We start from the raw sequence: 21,265 nt of genomic DNA, 5'->3' as shown, positions 1-21,265 counted from the left end.
TGTATGCTCCTGGGGATCCACTCATTTGCCGCCTAGCTGCAACACGAACTATTTTGGGATAACTGCCTGCTTCAATGCGAAAAATTTCGGGAATAGGCAGCCTAGCGGTGGTGGATTTTATCTAAATCGCCGTACAGGGAAGGTTCTCCCTTTGGACGCGTTTTAAAACGGCGGTGCATCCACATATATTGCTCTGGCGCTCGTAAAATTTCTTTCTCAATGACCTGATTCATCATCGTTGCGGTGGCGACATTATCGTCTACAGGGAAATTATCTACGGCCGGCTGGATCAGCAATTTATAACCCTTACCATCGGGTAAGCGGATAGCTGAAAATGGTACAACGAGTGGATTGCCAAGAGATAATAAGATTTGTGAGCCATTGGTGGTTGCCGCTTTTTCTACCGCAAATAATGGCGCGAATGAACTGTTTCTAGGACCGTAATCATGGTCAGGGGCATACCATAAAATTTCCCCTTCTTTTAATACGCGGATCATGCCTTTAACGTCTTTACGGTCGAGCATGTATTTATTGGATTTCAAACGTCCACGAGTTTGTAGCCAGTCCATCAGTTTATTATCGTTAGCGCGATAAACACCAATGCCGGGATTCAACATACCAAATGCACGACCGCCGATTTCCAACGTTAAGAAATGGACGCCTAACACAATAATGCCACGGCCGGTTTCTTGAGCGGCGAGCATATTTTCACGACCTTCAACTTTAAGCCAGCGGCGCACTCGCCAATCAGGCCAGAACCACGCCATTCCCGTTTCGAAAACACCCATACCGACGGCTTCAAAGTTTTTATCCACCATTTTTTGGCGCTCTTCTTGGCCCATCTCAGGAAAACACAATTGCAGATTACGATCGGCAATTTGGACACGTTTTTTTAAGAAGCGCTTGGAGAAACGCCCCAAACGGGTACCTATCCAATAAATGACGGGATAAGGAAGCAGGACGAGCAGGTAGAGCACACTAATGCCAAACCAAACTAGCCAGTAGCGAGGATGTAATAAACTTTTTTCAAACTTTGGTGCTGGGATCATTGTTTTTTCGGTTTCTACTTAAGTGGATTTCAATTAAAAATAGCTTGTTAATCTGAATGATATCAAATTAACCCGCAAAAAGTTGTGCTGTTTGCATGGTGCTCATTAGTTCGGCAAGGTTTCTCACTGCCATTTTTTCCATCACTCGTGAGCGATGTACTTCAACGGTTCGCACAGATACGCAAGCGACTTCTGCAATTTCACGGTTAATTAGCCCTTGAAGCACATAGGTGCAAACGTCTTTTTCTTTCGGCGTTAAGGTTTCATAACGCTGTTTAATCAATGTGCGTTCAGTGGCTTTTATAGTTTGTAAGCGAGCTTGCTCAAGGGTTTCGGCAAGCTGCTGACTATCAATGGGTTTTTGTAAAAAATCGATAGCGCCTAATTTCACCTGTTCAACCGCCATCGGGATATCCCCATGACCAGAAAGGAAAATCACCGCGAGGGTGCTTTGCTGCTCTTTCAGGTATTGATGTACTTGGCGCCCGTCAAATTTTGGCATACGCATATCGAGCAATACAATACCTTCCTCATGCAGAGGGGCTTGCTGGATGAACTGCTCACTGTCGTTCCATACGGTAACGTTATAGCCGAGCGTTTCGAGTAAAAATTGACAGGAATCAGTGACATCGGTGTCATCGTCGACAAGGTGAATGACTGGCATTAATTCATACCTCGTGGCTTATTTCTTGTTTGTATAAGTATCTTGCTTATATAAATGGTATCCATAACATTGTCACATATAGTTATTGGGAATGTTATCTTTTGTGTGGCAAAACATGCGCTATATTCTGATTATCTCGAGTAATTAAAAATTAGCGTCACACGCAGCCCATTCTTACCTTCATCATTATGTTGATTTTCAATGCGAATATCCCCACCTTGGCTTTGAATTAATCGCTGGCAAATCACCAATCCGAGTCCCAGCCCTTCCTGTTTAGTGGTGGCAAATGGCATGATCCCTTGATTAAGCTGCTCGTCAGGCATTCCACCGGCATCATCTTGTAATACAAGTAAAAAACGTCCATCGGCAAAGTGAAAGCCAAAGGTTAATGTGGTGGCGCCCGCTTGTAGGCTATTACTGATTAAATTTGAGAGCAGCTGGTCGAGTAAGGTATCTGGTAGCAAGAGCTGGACATCGGGAGTTTCGGGTAATTGCAACCTAACGGTTGGGAAATGTTGCTCAACTTGCAACAGTTGCCAGATATGATTAATGGTCTGTTTGACGGATTGCTGGCGTAGTGTCAGACAGGATTCTTGTCCCGGTTTTCCTGCCCATAAACGCAGGTTTTGAATAATGTCAGCACCCCGTTGAGCCTGTTCATCAATTTTACTGATCGCACCAAGAAGAGGGTGGTTTTCCGACTCTTTCTTCAATCGCAAAATAGAGCCTTGGGCATAATTTCGAATTGCGGATAATGGTTGATTCAATTCATGGGCAAACCCAGAAGCCATTTCACCTAATATATTGAGTCGTTGAGCTTTTTGTAGATTAGCTTCTTGCTGACGTAGGCGGTTATGTGCGACTTCTAGCTGTTGGCTACGACGGCGAACCAAGAAGGCTATCCAGACGTGGTTAATACCCAACAATAAGAATATTAAGGCGATAATGCCGATGGTAATTTGGTGTTGAATTGTCCAACTGACAATATCTTGCCAAATTTCCCGTTGCTGTGGGTGTTGGTTAACGTCGCGCAGTAAGTTTTCTACTTGTGTGATGGATGCTGGAGCTCCCCAGCGCATATTAGGCGTATCGCCAGATAGCAAAACTTTGGTGACTTTATCCACTAAATTGTCAGGAACTTCGCTTAACGCGGCGAATGACCAATTGGGGTAAAGTTCGGTGCTCGTTAGGCAAGGTAACGCGCTCTCTTTTTGAACAAGCGGACGGAATAGGTGTTTATCAATCAGTCCTTCACTGTCCATATTTTCTAATAAACAGACGGGGACAATTGCCGCAGAGAGGGATTTATCCCGTAAAGCGTATAACAGCGCATCCGCGGGAAAGCCCAAAAACTGCATCCGAAAGTCTTTTTCAGTGTCATACCCTAAATCCCTTAACACTTTATAACCTAATAGATATCCCCCAAATGCATCGGGAGATATTGCGCCGACTTTTTTGCCAATGAGCTGATCCGCGCTGTGAATGTCGCTATCTCCACGGACCAAAATAAGGCTACCAATCACGTTGCGCGTCGTACTGTTTGGCTCCACATCCGAGCGTAAAGAGAGCAGCCAGCGTAAATGATAGCGGTTATCGAGTTGGATAAATTGAGCAGGGTTAGTGAGTAAAAAGTCAATTTTGCGATTCGAAATCGCTTCTTTCATCTCTTCAAGATTCAGGGGTTGCAGGGTAAAGCGTTCACCCGGGATGGACTCATTGAGGGTGTCGACTAAAGGTTGCCAGTGCAACTGAGTGAAACTCGGTCCTCGCAGGGCGAGAACACCGATTGTCCATTGCGCCGCACCCGCCGGAATGCACCATAACAGCAGGGTCATTAAAAGTATGTGATACAACGGCATAGACGTTTTTTTTAACATTTGAGGTTTATTCGTTGCGTTAGATCAAGATCCCTTCGGGTATGTGGAAAACCACAATAGGGGCGCAAGGCTTTTCTTCTTACTATGAACTCAGAATTATTAGAGTAGCACAAAGATAACACACCGATTTTAAAGAGAAATAAGAATTTAGTGGTTATCAGACATCGGTAACACGGTGTTACCAATACGTAAGATAAACCAATAATAGATTGATTATTAACTTTTATTTTCGCATTAGCAATGTCAATACTGGAGCCGATTATGGATCTGAGTAAACGAAAATTCCTACAACAGATTGGGGCCGTCACTGCCGGGGCATCGCTGATCCCAATCGCCGAGGCGGGGTTAAGTTTTTCCCCAACTCGCCGTGAAGGCAACCCTGAGAAACGCTATGGCATGTTGATTGACTTACGCCGTTGCGTAGGATGTCAATCATGTACTGTCAGCTGTTCTGTCGAAAACCAAACACCTCAAGGTCAATTTAGAACGACGGTTAACCAATATCAGGTCTCCCTAAAAGGGGAAGAAGGGTTCACTAACGTTCTACTGCCTCGCCTGTGTAACCATTGTGATAATCCACCTTGCGTGCCTGTTTGCCCAGTGCAAGCAACGTTCCAACGTGAAGACGGCATTGTGGTGATTGATAATGAGCGTTGTGTAGGCTGCGCGTATTGTGTGCAGGCTTGTCCGTACGATGCGCGTTTTATTAACCATTCAACACAAACTGCAGATAAATGCACGTTCTGCGCGCATCGCTTAGAAGTTGGTTTATTGCCAGCCTGTGTCGAATCTTGCGTGGGTGGCGCGCGCATTATCGGTGACTTAAAAGACCCGAATAGCACTATTCGTAAGATGCTTTCTGAGCACGAAGCGCAAATCAAAGTTTTGAAACCGGAAAGTGGTACGTTGCCGCAGGTGTTTTATTTAGGGCTGGATGATGCGTTTGTAGAACCGTTGCAAGGTAAAGGGCAACCGGCATTATGGCAGGAGGTGTTCTGATGAGCGAACAAGTGACTTATATTTCCGAAATCATGGCACAGCCACAAGAGTTTTTCTGGCTTCCTTGGGCGGTGCAATACTTTTTCTTTATTGGGATTGCTGCCTGTGCGGTGCTGTATGCCTGCTATCTTCATTGGCAAAATCGCAGTGGAAACGGTCGATTAGAAATGATTGCCGTGTTTATTGCTATCACGATGGGGATCACGGCGCCGTTAGCATTAACGGCTGACCTGCACCAAACCGCCCGTGTATGGCACTTCTATGCACATCCAACAATGTGGTCTTGGATGTGGTGGGGTTCGGTGTTGCTACCGCTGTTTACCACGTTTGTTGGGTTGTACTTTGTTGCGCTGCTGGTCAAATTGATTTGGAAGAAAGAGTATAAAGCGACCCGCTGGGTAGCGTTACTGAGTGCGTTATCATCTATTGGTTTACTGCTATATACCGGTCGTGAAGCTTCTGTATTAGTGGCTCGCCCAATTTGGTTTAGCTGGTGGATGCCAGTACTGATGTTCTTAAGTGCGATGCAAGTGCTGCCCGCTTTGATTAGCTTAGGTGCTCGTCGTGAACCGCAATATCAAAATCGTTTAGCGCGTTTTCAAGTGATTACGTTACTCCTGTTTGCTGTTTGTTTTGCACTGTGGATCTCTGGTGATACCACATCTGGAATTGCAGTTCGTCAACAGTTAGATGTCACAAGCCCAGGTTGGTGGATGTTAATGGGCGTATGCGCGCTGTGGGTAATCACGTTTGTGATGGCGCTGAGTAATGTGAAAGCAGTTCGCTCCGTTCCTTACATTACGGTTTTAGCGTTAGTGTCTATGGCGTTAGCGTGGGTATTACGTTGGATTTTCCTGATGGAGATTCAAGCGGTACCAAAATACAACATCATCACCAATCCATACCATTTCCCATTAGGTAATGATGGACTACTGGCGATTGTCGGTACATTTGGATTGTGGATTGCATTAACAATTATTGTTCGCGAAGGTGTTCGCTGGTTTGCGGGGAGAGTGCAACATGGCTAAATTCTCAAGACGTCAATGGCTTAAAGGTGGTTTAGTTGTCGGTGGTCTTGCTCTTTTTGGGGCGAGCTATCGTGAAGTTGCCAAACGTGCTGTAGATGGTTTAGTGGATGGCACTTCTGGCAAAGTGACACTGGATCGCATCAATGGTAACTCGCTTATTCCTGAAGGAACGGCGATTGGTGGTTGGAAAGAGAACCCTGCGCAAGTGGTTTCAATGACACAATGCTTCGGTTGCTGGACGCAATGCGGTATTCGAGCCCGTGTGGACAGTGCGAAGAATGAAGTTTTGCGAATTGCGGGGAACCCATACCACCCTCTATCCCATGAGAAACACTTTCCATATGGAATGCCATTATCCACTGCATTCGCCAAAATGGGCGGCGAAAGTGGATTAGAGCATCGTTCAACCGCATGTGCTCGTGGTGCAACGCTAATGGAAGGGTTAACCAGTCCATTACGTATTCTCGAACCGATGAAGCGTGTTGGTAAACGAGGTGAAGGGAAGTGGGAACGTATTAGTTTTGAGCAGTTAATCAAAGAAGTGGTTGAAGGTGGGGATTTATTTGGTGAAGGTCATGTGGATGGTCTGCGTGCTATCCGTGATTTAGAAACGCCGCTGGATCCGGCTCAACCGAAATTAGGACCCAAAGCCAACCAGTTACTGGTGACTAACGCCGGGGATGATGGCCGTGATGGCTTTATTCGTCGCTTTGCACAAAACGCTTTTGGTAGCAAAAACTTTGGTGCTCACGGAGCTTACTGCGGTTTAGCGTATCGTGCAGGCTCTGGTGCGTTGATGGATGACTTGGATAAAAACGCCCACGTCAAACCAGACTGGGATAATACCCGTTTCGCGCTGTTTATTGGAACATCTCCAGCGCAATCAGGTAACCCATTTAAACGTCAAGGTCGCCAGCTAGCGAGTGCTCGTTTACGTGATTCGTTTAACTATGTGGTGGTATCTCCGGCTCTACCATTGACCACCACACTAGCCAATGACCATGGTCACTGGGTGCCTGTTCAACCGGGTACCGATGCGGCGTTGGTGATGGGGATGATCCGCTGGATTATCGAGAATAACCGCTATAACGCCGCTTATCTGAGTGTGCCAAGTGAAAAATCCATGGAAGCGGCTGGCGAGAAAAGCTGGACAAACTCGACGCATCTAGTCATCACCGATGATTCTCATCCTCTGGCGGGTAATTTGTTACAGCAATCTCACCTAACTGGTGTAGCGGCTGAAGAGGGTGAGGATGAGAAAAAAGCCTATTTGGTTCAGGATGCAAGCGGCGAACTGAAACTGGCGGACGATGTGACAAATGCAGAGCTGTTTGTGACTCGCCAAGTCACGCTTCATGACGGTAGTGAAGTGACGGTGAAATCAAGCTTCCAATGCTTAAAAGAAGCCGCCGATCGCATGACGCTGGAAGAATACAGTCAGCGTTGCCAAGTCCCTGTAAAAACCATTGAATCATTAGGAAAAGCATTAACCTCTTATGACAGAAAAGCGGCGGTGATATCTCACGGCGGCATGATGAGTGGCAATGGTTTTTATACAGCATGGTCTGTGATTATGCTTAATGCGTTGATTGGTAACTTAAACTTAAAAGGTGGTGTTTCTGTCGGTGGCGGTAAATTTAACGGGGAAAATGATGGTCCTCGCTACAATATCGCAGGCTACAAAGGCAAGGTGAAACCGAAGGGTGTGGTGCTATCTCGCAGTAATGAAGTGTATGAAAAGTCGGATGAATTTAAAGCAAGGGTGGCGGCAGGTGAAAAACCGTACCCAGCGAAAGCACCTTGGTATCCGTTTGCGAAAGGTCAGTTAACTGAACAGTTGGCTTCAGCATTGATGGGATATCCTTATTCTCTGAAGGCGTGGATCACCAATATGACGAACCCAGTTTATGGTATTGCGGGTATTCGTCAGGTGATGGAAGAGAAGCTGAAAGATCCCAAACATCTACCGCTGATTATTGGTATTGATGCTTTCATGAATGAGACGACCGCGTTAGCGGATTACATTGTGCCAGATACCCATAACTTCGAGAGCTGGGGTTTCAGTGCACCATGGTCAGGTGTTCAGGTGAAAGCGAGTACTGCGCGTTGGCCGATTGTTGAGTCCCGCACGGCGAAAACAGCGGACGGCCAGCCTGTTTCTATGGAGTCATTCTGTATCGCAGTTGCTAAAGAACTAAATTTACCGGGTTTTGGTGACAATGTGATTGCAGATATGGATGGCAATATGTATCCGTTAAATACCGCGGAAGATTACTATCTGCGTGTGGCGGCTAATATGGCTTGGTTAGGTGAAAAACCGGTACCGGAGGCGGCAACAGAAGACATTACGATCAGTGGTGTCGAACGTATCATGCCGCAAATTACTCGCACATTGAAACCTGAAGAAGTTCGCCGTGTTGCGTATATTTTTACGCGCGGTGGTCGATTCGCACCTTATGAGAAAGCATGGGATGGCGAAGGGACGGGGCCACAGTGGAAAAAAGGGTTACAAATTTGGAACCCTACGGTGGCGATTAACCGTCATGCGATCACCGGTGAGCGTTTTAGTGGTTGCCCGACCTACTATCCACCGCGTATGGCAAACGGTGAAGATGTGAATGCGGTATTCCCAGAGAAAGAGTGGCCATTGAAAATGATGTCATTTAAATCTCATGTGATGAGCAGTTCCACAACCATGATTGAGCGTCTGCGTCATGTGAAACCGACTAACTTGGTAGCTATTCACCCTGATGATGCAGCGAAAATGGGCGTTAAACATGGGGATTGGATCAAGATCACTACACCGGGTGGCCATGCTGAGGCTCAAATTAGTGTGCTCGATGGGGTTATGCCGGGAGTTCTCGCCGTTGAACATGGTTATGGCCACACCGAAATGGGTGCAAAACAACACTATTTAGACGGTGAAGCCATGCCGATGAATGCGGCAAATGGTTCAGGTATTAACTTGAATGATTTAGGGTTCGCAGACCCGACTCGTGAAGTGGCAAATACATGGCTTGATTGGGTATCTGGCGCCTCCGTGAGACAAGGTTTGCCAGCTCGTATCGAGTTAATTGGTTAAGACAGAAGTCCATCCAGTAGGTTGTAAGTTAGTAAAGTGTAAGTAGTAAAGTGTAGTTAGTAATATAAGCAGTAAAGAGGTTTCTGACCTACTCTGTTCTGCATAGCGGAGTAGGAAAGTACCCCTAAAGCAGTTGACATTGCGCTCTACGATGCGGTTTACCCATCGTAACTTCGGCAAATGCCAGGGAGGGGGAGCCCTCCCTTTTTTCTTTTCTAAAAAGAATTATTTCCCCTAATAAATCATCGCAATATATTCCCCTAACAATAACCTTTCAAATAAAGGGTTTTTTATTAACATAATAAAAGGGATAATAACTCAAAATTAACGAGCAATTCTTTGCTGGTGATTTAAATCTTTTTTATATCAAAGTATTACATAGGAAAGCGAACACCATGCCAGTGTTACACAACCAAGTTTCGAATAAAATCCTTAAAGAACGTATGTTGGCTGAAACTGAGCCGCGTACCACAATCTCTTTTTATAAATACTTCAATATTCAAGACCCTACAGCATTTCGTAATGAATGGTACCAACAATTCAAAGCGTTGAGCGTATTTGGTCGAGTGTATATTGCCAAAGAAGGGATCAACGCACAAATTAGCGTACCTGCCTCCAATGTCGATGTGTTGCGGGAACTTATCTACGCAACAGACCCGGCCTTAAATGACCTGCGTTTGAACATTGCTATTGATAATGATGGTAAGTCCTTCTGGGTACTGCGCATGAAAGTCCGTGATCGTGTGGTTGCGGATGGTATTGATGATGAAACTTTTAATCCTGCGAATACTGGGCAGTATCTAAAAGCCGAGCAAGTCAATGCGATGATTGATGATCCAGACACTATCTTCGTTGATATGCGTAATCACTATGAATATGAAGTGGGTCACTTTGATAATGCGATTGAAGTTCCATCAGATACCTTTAGAGACCAACTGCCAATGGCGGTTGAAATTCTGCAAGACCAGAAAGATAAAAATGTGGTGATGTATTGCACGGGCGGTATCCGCTGTGAAAAAGCGAGCGCTTACATGCTGCATAACGGTTTCCAGAATGTTTATCATGTGGAAGGCGGGATCATTGAATATGCGCGAAAAGCAAAAGAACAAGGCTTGCCGCTACGTTTCAAAGGTAAAAACTTCGTGTTCGATAACCGTATGGGTGAGCGTATTACGGATGATACCTTAGCGCATTGCCATCAATGCGGGGAAGCTTGTGATACTCACACTAACTGCAAAAATGACGGTTGCCATTTACTGTTTATTCAATGCCCAAGCTGTGCTGAAAAATATGAAGGCTGCTGCAGCCATGCGTGTACCGAAGAGATGAAGCTGCCTGAAGATGAGCAGCGTGCTCGCCGTGCTGGCCGTGAAGTGAGTAATAAAATATTTAATAAATCCCGCCATCGTTTAGCGGATGGATTATTAAATAGCGAAAAGTAATATTATTTTTAAATGAAGAAAGCCCTTTTAAAAGGGCTTTTTATTTTAATAAAGATACTTAAAAACATTATAAATAAAAAATAGTTCAATTCTGTTTTTAACAAATACTTTTGATGTAATATGCCGTTTTTGTGAATAAACGGTGCTGTTACTTATGCCTAATTTTCTAGAGATAATATGATTAGGGGTTTCATTCATCCAGTTGTTAATTATATTTTGTTCTTTCATAGTAAAGATGGATGAGTCATTATTATTAGCAAGCTTAGTTATTTTTTCTATTTGTTCTGAATCAGTGATAACTTTATCCAATGTTTGAGTCATGATATTTTTTGACATGATGAAAAAATTATCTTTTAGTAATAGAGGCTTGTCTGTTAAAGGATATGCGGCATTGATGTAGATATAGAATCGAATGCTACTGGTTCTGTTTAGTAGAGTTTTCAACGTTGGGCAATAACTCGAGTAATGGCAATAGTAAGTTAAATTTACCAAAACAATACTGGGCGAGTATTTATTGATATATTCAATCCCTTCATTAATGCACCCTGTACTAATGAACTTTAATTTTCTATTAGAAGATAAATATTCGGTAATACCAAGGCGGGTATAATAACACTCATCAATAACTAATATTCTCATAGGGAACATCCTTGTTCGAAAAGAGTATTACAATAAATTGGAATCGATATTGAAGTCAATAAAGTAATAATAAAAATAATAAATTACCGCTTGTATTTGCAATTAATTCATAATTTATAGTTTCTATTTTATCTTTAATAATAAGCAGAAAAATTTCATTTATTAATGATGTAAATTGGAGTGGTTAAATGATAGTGAATGGATATTTGTTATGAGACAAATATCCATTCTTTTTACCTGCTAATGAGTTTTGAAATCAGATTCAAGATATTCGCCAGACTCAATCTTATCAATTCCAGCCTGAAGAATATTAATCAGCTGTTTGGCTACATCGGTTGTCAGCCACATGGTTTTATCAACTATTGCGCTATCCAGGCTATTGTTCTGTTCAGGGAGGTAATGTAAACGTAACATCATCGCATCGTAGGCATCGACAGTACTGATATCCCAGCCAACAACAGGGTGAGTTTGGATTACATCGCTTTTTCTATTCATTTAGACCTCCTAATCAAACATCGTGATAAATAGTAAATATCTATTACTGACTAAGAGCAGGTGACTCAGAACGAGCTATATCTAGTATAAGAAGATTTTTTTAATATGGTAGTAGTAAAACTATTTTTTTGTGAATTTTGGTGAAAATTAAAAAAATAGCCGGTGATTCTTTAAAAAGAAGATGTGAAAAGGATAAAACCTTTCCACATCATAATGTTATTAGCTTACTTTGATAGTCCAACCACAATCTTCACCCGCTAAGAATGGGATTAATTTATCTGTCCCACAAGCAATAGATTCGCAGGTTATATTCTCAGATTTTGTCAGTGTAATGTGACCTTCATTGACAGGTAATCCATAAAACTTAGGTCCATTTAGTGAACAAAATGCTTCGAAATGCGCGAAAGCACCTAATTCTTCGAACACGGTTGCATAGGCAGCTAGTGCGGTTGGAGCGTTAAATACGCCTGCACAGCCGCAGGATGTCTCTTTACGGGATTGAACATGCGGCGCAGTATCGGTACCTAAGAAGAAGCGATCGCAACCAGAAGCAACAGCTGCACGTAATGCTTCTTGATGAACATTACGTTTTAAAATCGGCAGGCAATACAGATGCGGTCGTACACCACCAACTAACATATGGTTGCGGTTAAACATCAAATGCTGTGGTGTTAAGGTCGCCGCTGTAAATTCGTTAGCCTCTAACACATATTGTGCGGCTTCTTTGGTTGTGATGTGCTCAAAAACCACTTTTAATTGAGGGAATTGAGTGCGCAATGGCAGCATGACTTGTTCGATAAACAGCGCCTCACGGTCGAAGATATCGATATGGCTGGCGGTCACCTCCCCATGAATGAGTAATGGCATTCCAGCTTGTTCCATGGCAGCAAGAACAGGGTAGATTTTCTTAATGTCAGACACGCCATGGCTAGAGTTTGTTGTGGCATTCGCGGGGTACAATTTGCAGGCCGTAAATACACCTTCATTGAAACCACGAATTAGTTCATCAGCATCAGTTGTGTCAGTTAAATAGCAGGTCATTAACGGTGTAAATTGGTGCCCAGCAGGTACCGCTTGTTTAATTCGCTCACGATATGCTCTTGCGGCTTCTACCGTGGTAACAGGGGGTACAAGGTTAGGCATGACAATGGCACGACCAAAAAATTGGCTTGTGAACGGCACGACTGTATTTAACATTTCATTATCGCGAAAATGAACATGCCAATCATCAGGGCGGCGGATCGTTAGGGTAGTTACAGTTGTCATTAAACCGGCTCCAATAAGGGGGGGAAGTGATGAGCAGATGCTCAAGCCGGGAAAGAATGATAAAACGAAAACGATTAAATAGCTATGATCAAGGACAATTAATATAGAAATTATTTTTCTTTGGAGTTTTTTAACGTACTGGAAAATAAAGGAATTTAAACAGAATAAAACAGAGAAAGGAAAGATTAAGTTGGCTCCTCCAGCTGGACTCGAACCAGCGACATACGGATTAACAGTCCGCCGTTCTACCGACTGAACTATGGAGGAACTCCCTTAACACGCAGAGGATATTAGCGTTCTGAATCGCTAATGTCAAAGGGGAAAATGATAAAATAAGTTTGTTTGCCTGTTATCTGCACGAATCGATAGAATTTTGATCTAACTGATCAGATGTAAAAGAAATTAAGTCAAAAATAGCTGAAAAAAGAGCCAGTTAAAAAGATGTGATTAAGATTGGAAAGTAATTTTAATGTGTAAAAATTATCTTTGATAAGGGATTAGTAGGAAAGATAAAAATGGCAGAATTAGAAAGCAAGAAGCCCGCTAGGATTAACCTGAGCGGGCTTCTTAAATTTGGCTCCTCCAGCTGGACTTGAACCAGCGACATACGGATTAACAGTCCGCCGTTCTACCGACTGAACTATGGAGGAATTGGTTGTTCCTGAGAACGAGGCGCATATTACCGACCCCGTACTCGGTTGTAAAGCATAAAATTAAAAAAAATGTTCAACAGGTTGTTAAGTAAACAATTTGGTGATTATTTATGCCTTATTTATAGAGTTTCAGGAATTTACCCGCTGTTTTAAGCGGTGCAGCTAAAATTGAACTGCACATAAGTCATAAGGATTGTTCTATTACTGAGTAGAGCAGGAATAAATAAAAGTAGTCGGGAATAGGGTGAAAAAGAATGAAAAGGCAGAAGAACAGCTAGAAAGCAAAAAGCCCGCAAGAATTAATCTTAGCGGGCTTTTTAAATTTGGCTCCTCCAGCTGGACTTGAACCAGCGACATACGGATTAACAGTCCGCCGTTCTACCGACTGAACTATGGAGGAATTGGGTTGTTCCTGAGAACGAGGCGAATATTAACGATATCACCTCGACCTGTCAACGATAAAAATAGAAATTAAATCTAATTGCTCAATCACTACTCATTACGAATAAAAACTACGCTATATTATTGATAATGTTTTAATTTTGAGCGGCTAAAGTAACTTGTGTCGGCAAAGAAACCTCAGGGTAAGCAATATGATAAATATCGTAAAAGGAGATGTTGCCCTTTAATGCTAATAAACGAGAAATTTCTTGCTTGATTGCTGAGCTGACTTCCTGAGAATTAAGAATTTTATTTAACGCGTCCTCAGATACGGTTTCAGTGACAAACCATTCACCGTTATAGCAAACACGCAAATCAAGTACGCCAATATCTTCGAAATGGTAGACAGGCTTAATGTCAAATAACAGAACGCTAGCAAGTATAATAAATAAGAGGGTTATACCAAGTGTCCAATAAGGACCAAAGTAGGGTGCGTACCATAAGATCACGGCAAGCGGTAAATAGGCTGCAATCATGCCAATACATAAATAAGGATGATTGGCGAGAAATTGGCTATTAAAGTAAGGTTTGCCATCACGTTGCTCACGCTGATTAATGGCATCTAAATCATCTATAAGTATTTGTTTGATAATATCCATGGTAAGTGACTCTCTGTCAGATATCTATACTAGGAGGGTATCACGGAGGGAATGAATTGTTATATATCAGTTAAAAAAAATATTTAACTGGATTGTCATCGTCTGGGATTAATCCTGTCGACTTTTGAGGTTTAGAGAGGGTTTTATTTAAAAGAAATCTTTAAAATATCAATAAAATGCAGTTTTTTTGTTAACATAATTCCGCCTAAAAGTGACGGAATCGAAAAAAACAACAATATTTTCAGAATTGAATGTATAAAATAGTTGCTATTATCTCAAAGTCATGAGTTAATGTGCATCGGCCTGTTTAGCAGTCCTATTTGATGTATGATTACTGAGTTAGTGTGTTCTAAAGAAAAAAGTTATCACAGATAGCCTTTTACCGTGACGCTTCATCTTGGTGTTTCCCTGATTAAATAGCTGACTCTGGCCCATATATGCCAAAAGGCAAGTTTTTTTGATGTTATATAGGAAAAGTCAAATGTCCGACAAAATGAAAGGTCAAGTTAAGTGGTTCAACGAGTCTAAAGGCTTCGGTTTCATCACTCCAGCTGATGGTAGCAAAGACGTTTTCGTCCACTTCTCTGCCATTCAGGGCAATGGTTTCAAAACTCTGGCAGAAGGCCAGCAAGTTGAATTCACCATTGAAAACGGTGCAAAAGGCCCAGCAGCTGCTAACGTAACTGCTATCTAAGCTAATTGCTTAACTGATTTTCTAAAGCCCGTCCTTTTTAAGGACGGGCTTTTTCGTTTCTGAAAAATAAAAAATATAGTGTAAAAATAATTAACATTTAAATCTTTACTTAATAATTAGCCGCATCTATACTCAGCTCACAATTAATCTATTGGAGATAAATTACTTGGACAGTCAGAGTTGTAATAAAAATTTAATTTAATTGGCAAGTAATTAATAATCTCTTCTATTAGCTGCTTGCCACTACGGCGGGCGGTGTCTGATGTTTCTATCACTCATACTCCCTGATTTATATAAGAATTTTTCATTTTCCGAATGAAATAGTCACTGTTGCAGTGAGTGTGTATCATGCAAGTTTATATTTATTCTCTATTCCCTCCGGGCAATAGCCATTAATTACTGAATATTTATTTATTCAGCAATTTGGCATGGGCTTTTTATTCTGCCCATTAATTGTTATCCATTATTTGATGGAGGGATCATTATGTTTTTCACACCGGATATATTAAATCTTTTATCTGCAATGTGCCTTGGCGCATTAATTGGCGCAGAGCGTCAATGGCGTCAAAGAATGGCTGGATTGCGTACGAATGCATTGGTTGCAACGGGAGCAGCCGTATTTATTTTGAGTTCAGTGACAACTTCACCTGATAGCCCTGGTCGAATTGCTGCACAAATTGTGTCAGGTATCGGCTTCTTAGGGGCTGGAGTGATCATGCGTGAAGGCATGAATATTCGAGGTCTGAATACTGCTGCAACACTATGGTGTTCAGCCGGAATTGGTGTGTTATGTGGGTTAGGGCAATACTCACTGGCCACAATAGCTACCTTATTGATTTTATGCGCAAATATTCTATTGCGTGAAGCTGCAGCAAAAATTAATCGCCAACCGCAACAGCAGGCATTGGATGTTGAACAACGTTATAAAATTCGTGTGATGTGTCACCAAGGCGATGAAATCCTTGTTAGAACGTTGATTTTACAAGCCATTAATGGCCTGCATATTCGCTTACAGTCATTGAGTAGCGCAGATACATTGAAACCAGAACAGTTGGAGGTGTGTGCAGAGTTTCTTGCCACGCCAGTCGAGCAAAAAGAGATAGAAGCATTGGTTTGCCGGATTAGTCTTGAGCAAAGTGTCAGTGCTATCAATTGGAAAGTGGCATCCGAGCTACCCGCTTGATTGCTAAAAATTAACTGATTAAAGGAGCCGAAATGGACGAGCACCCCCCGTCTTGGAGATATAAACAGGAGCTATCTGGCTAAAATACAATATTTTCAGTCAGATAGCGTTTAAAAAGTACAACTGTACTCTATTGAGATAACGTTATGACTGAAATAAGGCATCAGCGCAAAGGCGCAAAAGCCCCTGCACGCCAAAAATTCATTGTTGGCGAACAAGCGAGCAAAAACATTGAGCAGGTTCTCAATGAATATCAAACTAACCTTCTGGGGTTGTCTGAAAATGAGGCTCTCGACCGTCTAGTCGTCGAGGGGGAAAATGAAGTTGCTCATGAAAAAGCACCTCCTGCTTGGAAGCAATTACTCACTTCTTTTAAAAACCCATTTATTTTTGTTTTAATGATCCTCGCGATTGTGAGTTTCTTTACTGATTACGTGATCCCTGAGCGTCAAGGTGAAGAGACTGATTTAACGGGCGTTATCATCATTGTCACGATGGTTGTATTAAGTGGATTGCTGCGCTTTTGGCAAGAATATCGAACCAATAAAGCGGCAGAAGCCTTGAAATCCTTGGTAAGAACTACAGCAACGGTATACCGTCGCGACAATAGAACGGGACGTTCTATTCGCAAAGAGGTACCAATCAAATGCTTAGTGCCAGGGGATATCGTTTTATTATCAGCTGGAGACATGGTTCCTGCGGATTTAAAACTGGTGGAATCCCGAGATCTATTTATCAGCCAAGCTATTTTAACGGGGGAATCTATCCCGGTTGAAAAATATGACACTCTCGCAAATGTGTCCGCAAAAAGTTTGGAACCCGCATCACCGACAGAAAATGAATTACTTGAAATTTCCAATATCTGTTTGATGGGCACCAATGTAACGAGTGGAACGGCGAGGGGCATAGTGGTTGCAACGGGGAGCAAAACGTACTTAGGCTCGCTGGCCAAATCGATTGTGGGAACTCGAGCTCAAACTGCTTTTGATCGCGGCGTGAATAGTGTGAGTTGGTTGCTAATCCGCTTTATGCTGGTAATGGTGCCGATTGTCTTATTAATCAATGGATTCACTAAAGGTGATTGGTTTGAGGCAACACTATTTTCACTGGCTGTTGCGGTGGGATTAACCCCTGAAATGTTACCGATGATAGTGAGCTCAAACCTTGCAAAAGGGGCGATAGCCATGTCTAAGCACAAGGTTATTGTTAAACGGCTCAATGCTATTCAGAACTTTGGTGCGATGGATGTGCTATGTACCGATAAAACGGGAACATTGACGCAAGATCGTATCATTTTAGAGCATTATCTCGACAGTAATGGGCAAAAAGATAGCCGAATTTTGCAATTGGCGTGGTTGAATAGTTTCCATCAAAGTGGTGCCAAAAATATGATGGACCAGGCAATTATTCGACGTGGACGTGGCAATGATAAAGTCGAGCAGTTGAAGGCTTATCAAAAAATTGATGAACTACCATTTGATTTTATTCGCCGAAAATTATCCGTCACAGTAAAAACCCCTGAAGGTGAAGCTTTATTGATCTGTAAAGGGGCAGCGGAAGAAATGTTGGCTGTTTGTCATAGTTATCAGCAAGATGGACACTCCGTCTTATTGGATGACCAAGCTAAAGCTAGGATTGCGGAGCTGGTCAGTGACTATAATAAACAGGGGTTCCGGGTATTACTGCTGGCAACGCGTTCATTGAATGATGCTGAAGCTTTGTTACCGTTATCGGCTCAAGCAGAACAACAACTCGAGTTACAAGGTATTCTTACATTTTTAGATCCTGCAAAAGAGAGTGCAATTTCGGCTATTGCTGCACTAAGAGAAAATGGCGTGATGGTCAAAGTGCTTACGGGTGATAATGCCGTGATCACTGAAAAAATTTGCCATGATGTAGGTTTAAATATCGATGAGATAATGACAGGTCTTGAAGTCGAGGCAATGAGTGATGATGAGCTGAAAACGAAAGTTGAGCAAGTTTCCGTTTTCTGCAAATTAACCCCACTACAAAAATCTCGGATCCTAAAACTACTGCAAGCAAATGGACATACTGTCGGTTTCCTAGGGGATGGGATCAATGATGCACCCGCTTTACGGGATGCTGATGTAGGAATATCTGTAGATACGGGTACCGATATTGCGAAAGAGTCTGCGGATATTATTCTGTTAGAAAAGGATTTGATGGTATTAGAACAAGGGGTTATCAAAGGAAGAGAAACGTTTGGGAATATTATTAAGTATTTAAATATGACCGCTAGCTCTAACTTTGGAAATGTATTTTCTGTTCTTATTGCGAGTGCATTTATTCCGTTCTTACCGATGCTAGCTATTCATTTACTGGTTCAAAACTTGCTGTACGATATGTCCCAATTAGCATTACCTTGGGACAAAATGGATAAAGAATTTTTAAAACGTCCACGTAAATGGGATGCGAAAAATATTGGACGATTTATGATTTGGATTGGTCCAACATCTTCCATTTTTGATATCACGACATTTGCTTTGATGTGGTATGTATTCCAAGCCAATAGTGTAGCTCATGAAGCACTATTCCAATCTGGTTGGTTTGTTGAGGGATTATTGTCGCAAACCTTGGTCGTTCATATGCTACGAACACAAAAAATTCCCTTCATTCAAAGCACGGCTGCATTACCCGTATTACTGACAACGGGAATTATCATGGCTCTTGGACTTTATATTCCGTTCTCATCATTTGGTACGATGATTGGCTTGCAGCCTTTACCAATGGAATATTTCCCTTGGTTAGTGCTGACATTAGTGAGTTATTGTTTTGTAGCGCAAGGGATGAAGCACATTTATATTAAACGCTTTGGAACTTGGTTATAGTCTGCTCAAGTCACATTACTTTAGTAAAACAGTACAATAAAAAAAGAGCCATATAGGCTCTTTTTTTTAACAGAGTAGGAAAGACTATTGCAGACCTAAAGCTGTTTTCATTTGTTTCATTGCATCAATGCCTTGCTGGCAAGCTTGATCTTGTTGGTCTTTAGGTAAAGCAGCAACTTGCTTTTTACCTTCTTCTAACTGACCTTTCATCGCATCTAATTGAGCTTTGGCTTGTGGGTTCTCAGAAGCTTTAGCAATTAAGCTATCAACTTCAGCGAAGTAAGCGTTACAAGTTTCAGTTGCACCAGCAACTTGACCTTTTTTCTCTTCTTCTGAACACGCAGTGATTGTCAATGCCAATAAACCCAGTCCACAAGCTAAAATCATCTTTTTCATAATCAACCTTATTAAAATTATTTATATATAAAGCAAATTAAGTATATAAGAGGATCTTCTTTTATCAATGTAACAAATCCTAAAAAGGAAATTGATAATTAATTCAAATGGTTAACCTTTAATGTAAATAGTTATACTTTATAAATGACTTTTGTAGCGATAATTATCTATCGTGTTTTATGTTAGCTTATTATGACGTGCGAAAAATAAGAATGGATTATTATTAATTGGTATAAATACGTAATTGATACTGAGTTCTCTTATTCATGAAATAAGAATAACCGCATAAAATACTTAGCGAGTAGTAAACCATTTTGTAAGAAATACGTTAAGTAGAAGTAACTAAAAATTGTATATAATAGGAGGAAATTAAACTCCTTATAACTTTTCTAATGACACTAATAACTTTTTTTCATATACAGTAAAAATAATTAAAATTAAGAAGTAGTGTAAAAAATAATTTACATCTCACTTATAAAACTGAATTATCGAATATTTATAGAATTAATGGCTGTACATTTAAAATGCGATTATAGAAGTGAAAAGTGAGCTGTATCACAAATTTATCAATAAAATGCTTTTCACTATATAATATTGATTTTTAAATTAAATTTCCTTTGAACCTTTAGGGGGTTATCAGGTAAAGTCTGTGCCTCCAAGGGGGGCCTCCTTTCGAATCTTGGTTCTTTAAGTGATAAAACTTTGCTATTTAGGTTAACAACGATTAGGTTCGTTAGGTTGACGCTAGGTCAAATTTACATGCAAAATTACTCTCATAAGAAATTCGCCAAAGTGTTTTAGACAGGTTAGAATGCTTCGGACAAAGGGAAATAAATTTTCTTACATTACATTCCCAGAAGGATCCACCTTACAAAGGGAAAGTAAGAAAATGAGATAAGGCAATTACGCTTATCTCGATGTGCAGCATAGCAGACAATCATTAATGCTATGGGCATGGTATGTATGTAACCGGATTTATCTTGTTACTTTTTATTTTTATAATTACACACAGGGCTTTACCATTATGTCTGCTTCTATTGTAAAGAAACGGCCGTTGAGTCGTTATATTAAAGATTTTAAACACAGCCAAACTCATTGTGCACACTGTAATAAAACTCTTGATCGTATCTCCCTCGTTTTCAACGATGGTATCTTGAATAAAGAAGCTATCGCTGACATGACCGATTTGGTTGATGAAGCGGCTTGGGGCGAACTTCAAGGGCAATTTACAGCACTTTGTCGTTTTTGTAGTGAAATTTTCTGTAATAGCAATACAGACTATTTCGATATTATGTCTTTTAAACAGTATTTGTTCTTACAGACAGAAATGAGTCATAGCACCGTCCGCGAGTACGTTGTTCGTCTGCGCCGCTTAGATGAACTGCTGTCATCCTCTAACTTTTCAATGAAAGATTTTACCGCAAGTAAAGTTCAAGAACAGTTGAGCGATAAAATGACTGATTCAGCATTTAGCAACTACAATATTGCACTACGTAAATATGAGCAGTATTTAAGCTGGCAGTCAGAAAAAAACTAATAATATTTTAAGTTAATAAAAATAGTTGGTTATACGATTATTTTTAATACTAAAATAGGCAAATAGGTGTCCAATAGGGCACCTTTTTTATTTTTGAATAATAGTCAGTATAAATGACATAAATTGAACAGATTTGGAATTAAACTTAATCAACTGTTATAGCTAATACTTAATATATAATGATAAAAATTAATGGGAACTATTTAATTAAATTTATAGATAAATAAGAATGACAAAAAACAAAAAGTAAGTGGATATTCGGATTTAATGATAAAGAAATAGAATATTATGAATGTAGTTCAAGGGGTTATTGCTAAGAGAGAGCCTGAGTTAATCAGCCTATATTATTCTGGGCTGAAAAACTCAGGCTTT

At 41.2% G+C, this 21,265-nt stretch carries 16 protein-coding genes and 3 tRNA genes; 8 read left to right on the top strand and 11 right to left on the bottom strand.

Annotation, left to right across the window (positions count from 1 at the left end):
- Positions 1–101: 101 nt before the first annotated feature.
- The 3 genes from GKR61_RS17550 to ttrS form a co-directional block, all read right to left on the bottom strand.
- On the bottom strand, positions 102–1,049 hold the full coding sequence (locus tag GKR61_RS17550) for a Kdo(2)-lipid IV(A) acyltransferase (protein WP_154639926.1): 948 nt from the start codon (positions 1,047–1,049) through the stop codon (positions 102–104).
- Between the two features lie 67 nt (positions 1,050–1,116).
- Positions 1,117–1,713, bottom strand: a complete 597-nt coding sequence (gene ttrR, locus GKR61_RS17545) for a tetrathionate respiration response regulator TtrR (protein ID WP_036951558.1) — start codon at positions 1,711–1,713, stop codon at positions 1,117–1,119.
- A 131-nt stretch (positions 1,714–1,844) separates the two neighbouring features.
- Positions 1,845–3,590, bottom strand: a complete 1,746-nt coding sequence (gene ttrS, locus GKR61_RS17540) for a tetrathionate respiration histidine kinase TtrS (RefSeq protein WP_036951556.1) — start codon at positions 3,588–3,590, stop codon at positions 1,845–1,847.
- Between the two features lie 261 nt (positions 3,591–3,851).
- Between ttrS and ttrB the strand changes: the two genes are divergently transcribed.
- The 4 genes from ttrB to trhO all read left to right on the top strand — a co-directional run bounded on the left by ttrB (position 3,852) and on the right by trhO (position 10,141).
- Positions 3,852–4,589, top strand: coding sequence for a tetrathionate reductase subunit TtrB (ttrB, locus tag GKR61_RS17535; protein WP_108479563.1), 738 nt, complete (start codon positions 3,852–3,854; stop codon positions 4,587–4,589).
- Positions 4,589–5,617 (top strand): tetrathionate reductase subunit TtrC, encoded by a 1,029-nt coding sequence (gene ttrC, locus GKR61_RS17530; protein WP_195848060.1) that lies wholly within the window; start codon positions 4,589–4,591, stop codon positions 5,615–5,617. Before ttrB ends, ttrC begins: the two co-directional genes overlap by 1 nt.
- Positions 5,610–8,699: a tetrathionate reductase subunit TtrA gene (gene ttrA / locus GKR61_RS17525; RefSeq protein ID WP_154610108.1), complete on the top strand. Its 3,090-nt coding sequence runs from the start codon at positions 5,610–5,612 to the stop codon at positions 8,697–8,699. The genes ttrC and ttrA overlap by 8 nt, the downstream gene beginning before the upstream one ends.
- A 395-nt stretch (positions 8,700–9,094) precedes the next feature.
- Entirely contained in the window at positions 9,095–10,141 is a 1,047-nt protein-coding gene (gene trhO, locus GKR61_RS17520) for an oxygen-dependent tRNA uridine(34) hydroxylase TrhO (RefSeq protein ID WP_154639925.1), read from the top strand.
- Between the two features lie 45 nt (positions 10,142–10,186).
- Here the strand turns inward: trhO and GKR61_RS17620 are convergent, their stop codons facing one another.
- The 7 genes from GKR61_RS17620 to GKR61_RS17485 all read right to left on the bottom strand — a co-directional run bounded on the left by GKR61_RS17620 (position 10,187) and on the right by GKR61_RS17485 (position 14,234).
- A complete protein-coding gene (locus tag GKR61_RS17620) occupies positions 10,187–10,780 on the bottom strand; it encodes a LuxR C-terminal-related transcriptional regulator (protein ID WP_036951544.1) in 594 nt (197 codons plus the stop codon).
- A gap of 240 nt (positions 10,781–11,020) precedes the next feature.
- Positions 11,021–11,275, bottom strand: a complete 255-nt coding sequence (gene bssS, locus GKR61_RS17510) for a biofilm formation regulator BssS (RefSeq protein WP_036951542.1) — start codon at positions 11,273–11,275, stop codon at positions 11,021–11,023.
- A 219-nt stretch (positions 11,276–11,494) separates the two neighbouring features.
- On the bottom strand, positions 11,495–12,541 hold the full coding sequence (gene pyrC / locus GKR61_RS17505) for a dihydroorotase (RefSeq protein ID WP_036951541.1): 1,047 nt from the start codon (positions 12,539–12,541) through the stop codon (positions 11,495–11,497).
- Between the two features lie 191 nt (positions 12,542–12,732).
- Positions 12,733–12,808 (bottom strand) — tRNA-Asn (locus GKR61_RS17500).
- A gap of 307 nt (positions 12,809–13,115) precedes the next feature.
- Positions 13,116–13,191 (bottom strand) — tRNA-Asn (locus GKR61_RS17495).
- 327 nt (positions 13,192–13,518) lie between these two features.
- A tRNA-Asn gene (locus GKR61_RS17490) sits at positions 13,519–13,594 on the bottom strand.
- A 136-nt stretch (positions 13,595–13,730) separates the two neighbouring features.
- On the bottom strand, positions 13,731–14,234 hold the full coding sequence (locus GKR61_RS17485; RefSeq protein WP_036951540.1) for a YlaC family protein: 504 nt from the start codon (positions 14,232–14,234) through the stop codon (positions 13,731–13,733).
- Between the two features lie 481 nt (positions 14,235–14,715).
- Here GKR61_RS17485 and cspE point away from each other — a divergent pair, with 481 nt between their 5' ends.
- The 3 genes from cspE (at position 14,716) to mgtA (ending at position 18,960) form a co-directional block, all read left to right on the top strand.
- The gene (gene cspE / locus GKR61_RS17480) at positions 14,716–14,928 is read left to right on the top strand and encodes a transcription antiterminator/RNA stability regulator CspE (RefSeq protein WP_004909801.1); all 213 of its coding nucleotides are present in this window, start codon (positions 14,716–14,718) and stop codon (positions 14,926–14,928) included.
- A 484-nt stretch (positions 14,929–15,412) separates the two neighbouring features.
- Complete coding sequence (locus GKR61_RS17475) at positions 15,413–16,111, top strand: MgtC family protein (protein ID WP_036951537.1); 699 nt, start codon at positions 15,413–15,415, stop codon at positions 16,109–16,111.
- A 146-nt stretch (positions 16,112–16,257) separates the two neighbouring features.
- Positions 16,258–18,960 (top strand): magnesium-translocating P-type ATPase, encoded by a 2,703-nt coding sequence (mgtA, locus tag GKR61_RS17470; protein WP_036951534.1) that lies wholly within the window; start codon positions 16,258–16,260, stop codon positions 18,958–18,960.
- A gap of 84 nt (positions 18,961–19,044) precedes the next feature.
- On the opposite strand, the gene GKR61_RS17465 is transcribed toward mgtA, so the two are convergent.
- Positions 19,045–19,356 carry a DUF5339 domain-containing protein gene (locus GKR61_RS17465; RefSeq protein ID WP_006657479.1) on the bottom strand — a complete coding sequence of 104 codons (312 nt, stop codon included), beginning with the start codon at positions 19,354–19,356 and terminating at the stop codon, positions 19,045–19,047.
- Positions 19,357–20,380: 1,024 nt separating this feature from the next.
- Here GKR61_RS17465 and fliZ point away from each other — a divergent pair.
- A complete protein-coding gene (gene fliZ / locus GKR61_RS17460; protein WP_132494631.1) occupies positions 20,381–20,893 on the top strand; it encodes a flagella biosynthesis regulatory protein FliZ in 513 nt (170 codons plus the stop codon).
- Positions 20,894–21,265: the final 372 nt, after the last annotated feature.

This window comes from Providencia sp. wls1916, assembly GCF_009706585.1.
GTDB lineage: Bacteria > Pseudomonadota > Gammaproteobacteria > Enterobacterales > Enterobacteriaceae > Providencia > Providencia lanzhouensis.
The sequence above is the reverse complement of the archived record's forward strand: the minus strand, read 5'-3'. Positions and strand labels throughout refer to the sequence as shown.

What these genes read in the sequence shown, in the direction of transcription:
- GKR61_RS17550 (WP_154639926.1), bottom strand. Translation starts at nt 1,049, where the DNA reads ATGATCCCAGCACCAAAGTTTGAAAAAAGTTTATTACATCCTCGCTAC.
- pyrC (WP_036951541.1), bottom strand. Translation starts at nt 12,541, where the DNA reads ATGACAACTGTAACTACCCTAACGATCCGCCGCCCTGATGATTGGCAT.
- GKR61_RS17620 (WP_036951544.1), bottom strand. Translation starts at nt 10,780, where the DNA reads ATGAGAATATTAGTTATTGATGAGTGTTATTATACCCGCCTTGGTATT.
- bssS (WP_036951542.1), bottom strand. Translation starts at nt 11,275, where the DNA reads ATGAATAGAAAAAGCGATGTAATCCAAACTCACCCTGTTGTTGGCTGG.
- GKR61_RS17485 (WP_036951540.1), bottom strand. Translation starts at nt 14,234, where the DNA reads ATGGATATTATCAAACAAATACTTATAGATGATTTAGATGCCATTAAT.
- trhO (WP_154639925.1), top strand. Translation starts at nt 9,095, where the DNA reads ATGCCAGTGTTACACAACCAAGTTTCGAATAAAATCCTTAAAGAACGT.
- ttrC (WP_195848060.1), top strand. Translation starts at nt 4,589, where the DNA reads ATGAGCGAACAAGTGACTTATATTTCCGAAATCATGGCACAGCCACAA.
- ttrB (WP_108479563.1), top strand. Translation starts at nt 3,852, where the DNA reads ATGGATCTGAGTAAACGAAAATTCCTACAACAGATTGGGGCCGTCACT.
- GKR61_RS17475 (WP_036951537.1), top strand. Translation starts at nt 15,413, where the DNA reads ATGTTTTTCACACCGGATATATTAAATCTTTTATCTGCAATGTGCCTT.
- ttrA (WP_154610108.1), top strand. Translation starts at nt 5,610, where the DNA reads ATGGCTAAATTCTCAAGACGTCAATGGCTTAAAGGTGGTTTAGTTGTC.
- ttrR (WP_036951558.1), bottom strand. Translation starts at nt 1,713, where the DNA reads ATGCCAGTCATTCACCTTGTCGACGATGACACCGATGTCACTGATTCC.
- mgtA (WP_036951534.1), top strand. Translation starts at nt 16,258, where the DNA reads ATGACTGAAATAAGGCATCAGCGCAAAGGCGCAAAAGCCCCTGCACGC.
- fliZ (WP_132494631.1), top strand. Translation starts at nt 20,381, where the DNA reads ATGTCTGCTTCTATTGTAAAGAAACGGCCGTTGAGTCGTTATATTAAA.
- cspE (WP_004909801.1), top strand. Translation starts at nt 14,716, where the DNA reads ATGTCCGACAAAATGAAAGGTCAAGTTAAGTGGTTCAACGAGTCTAAA.
- ttrS (WP_036951556.1), bottom strand. Translation starts at nt 3,590, where the DNA reads ATGTTAAAAAAAACGTCTATGCCGTTGTATCACATACTTTTAATGACC.
- GKR61_RS17465 (WP_006657479.1), bottom strand. Translation starts at nt 19,356, where the DNA reads ATGAAAAAGATGATTTTAGCTTGTGGACTGGGTTTATTGGCATTGACA.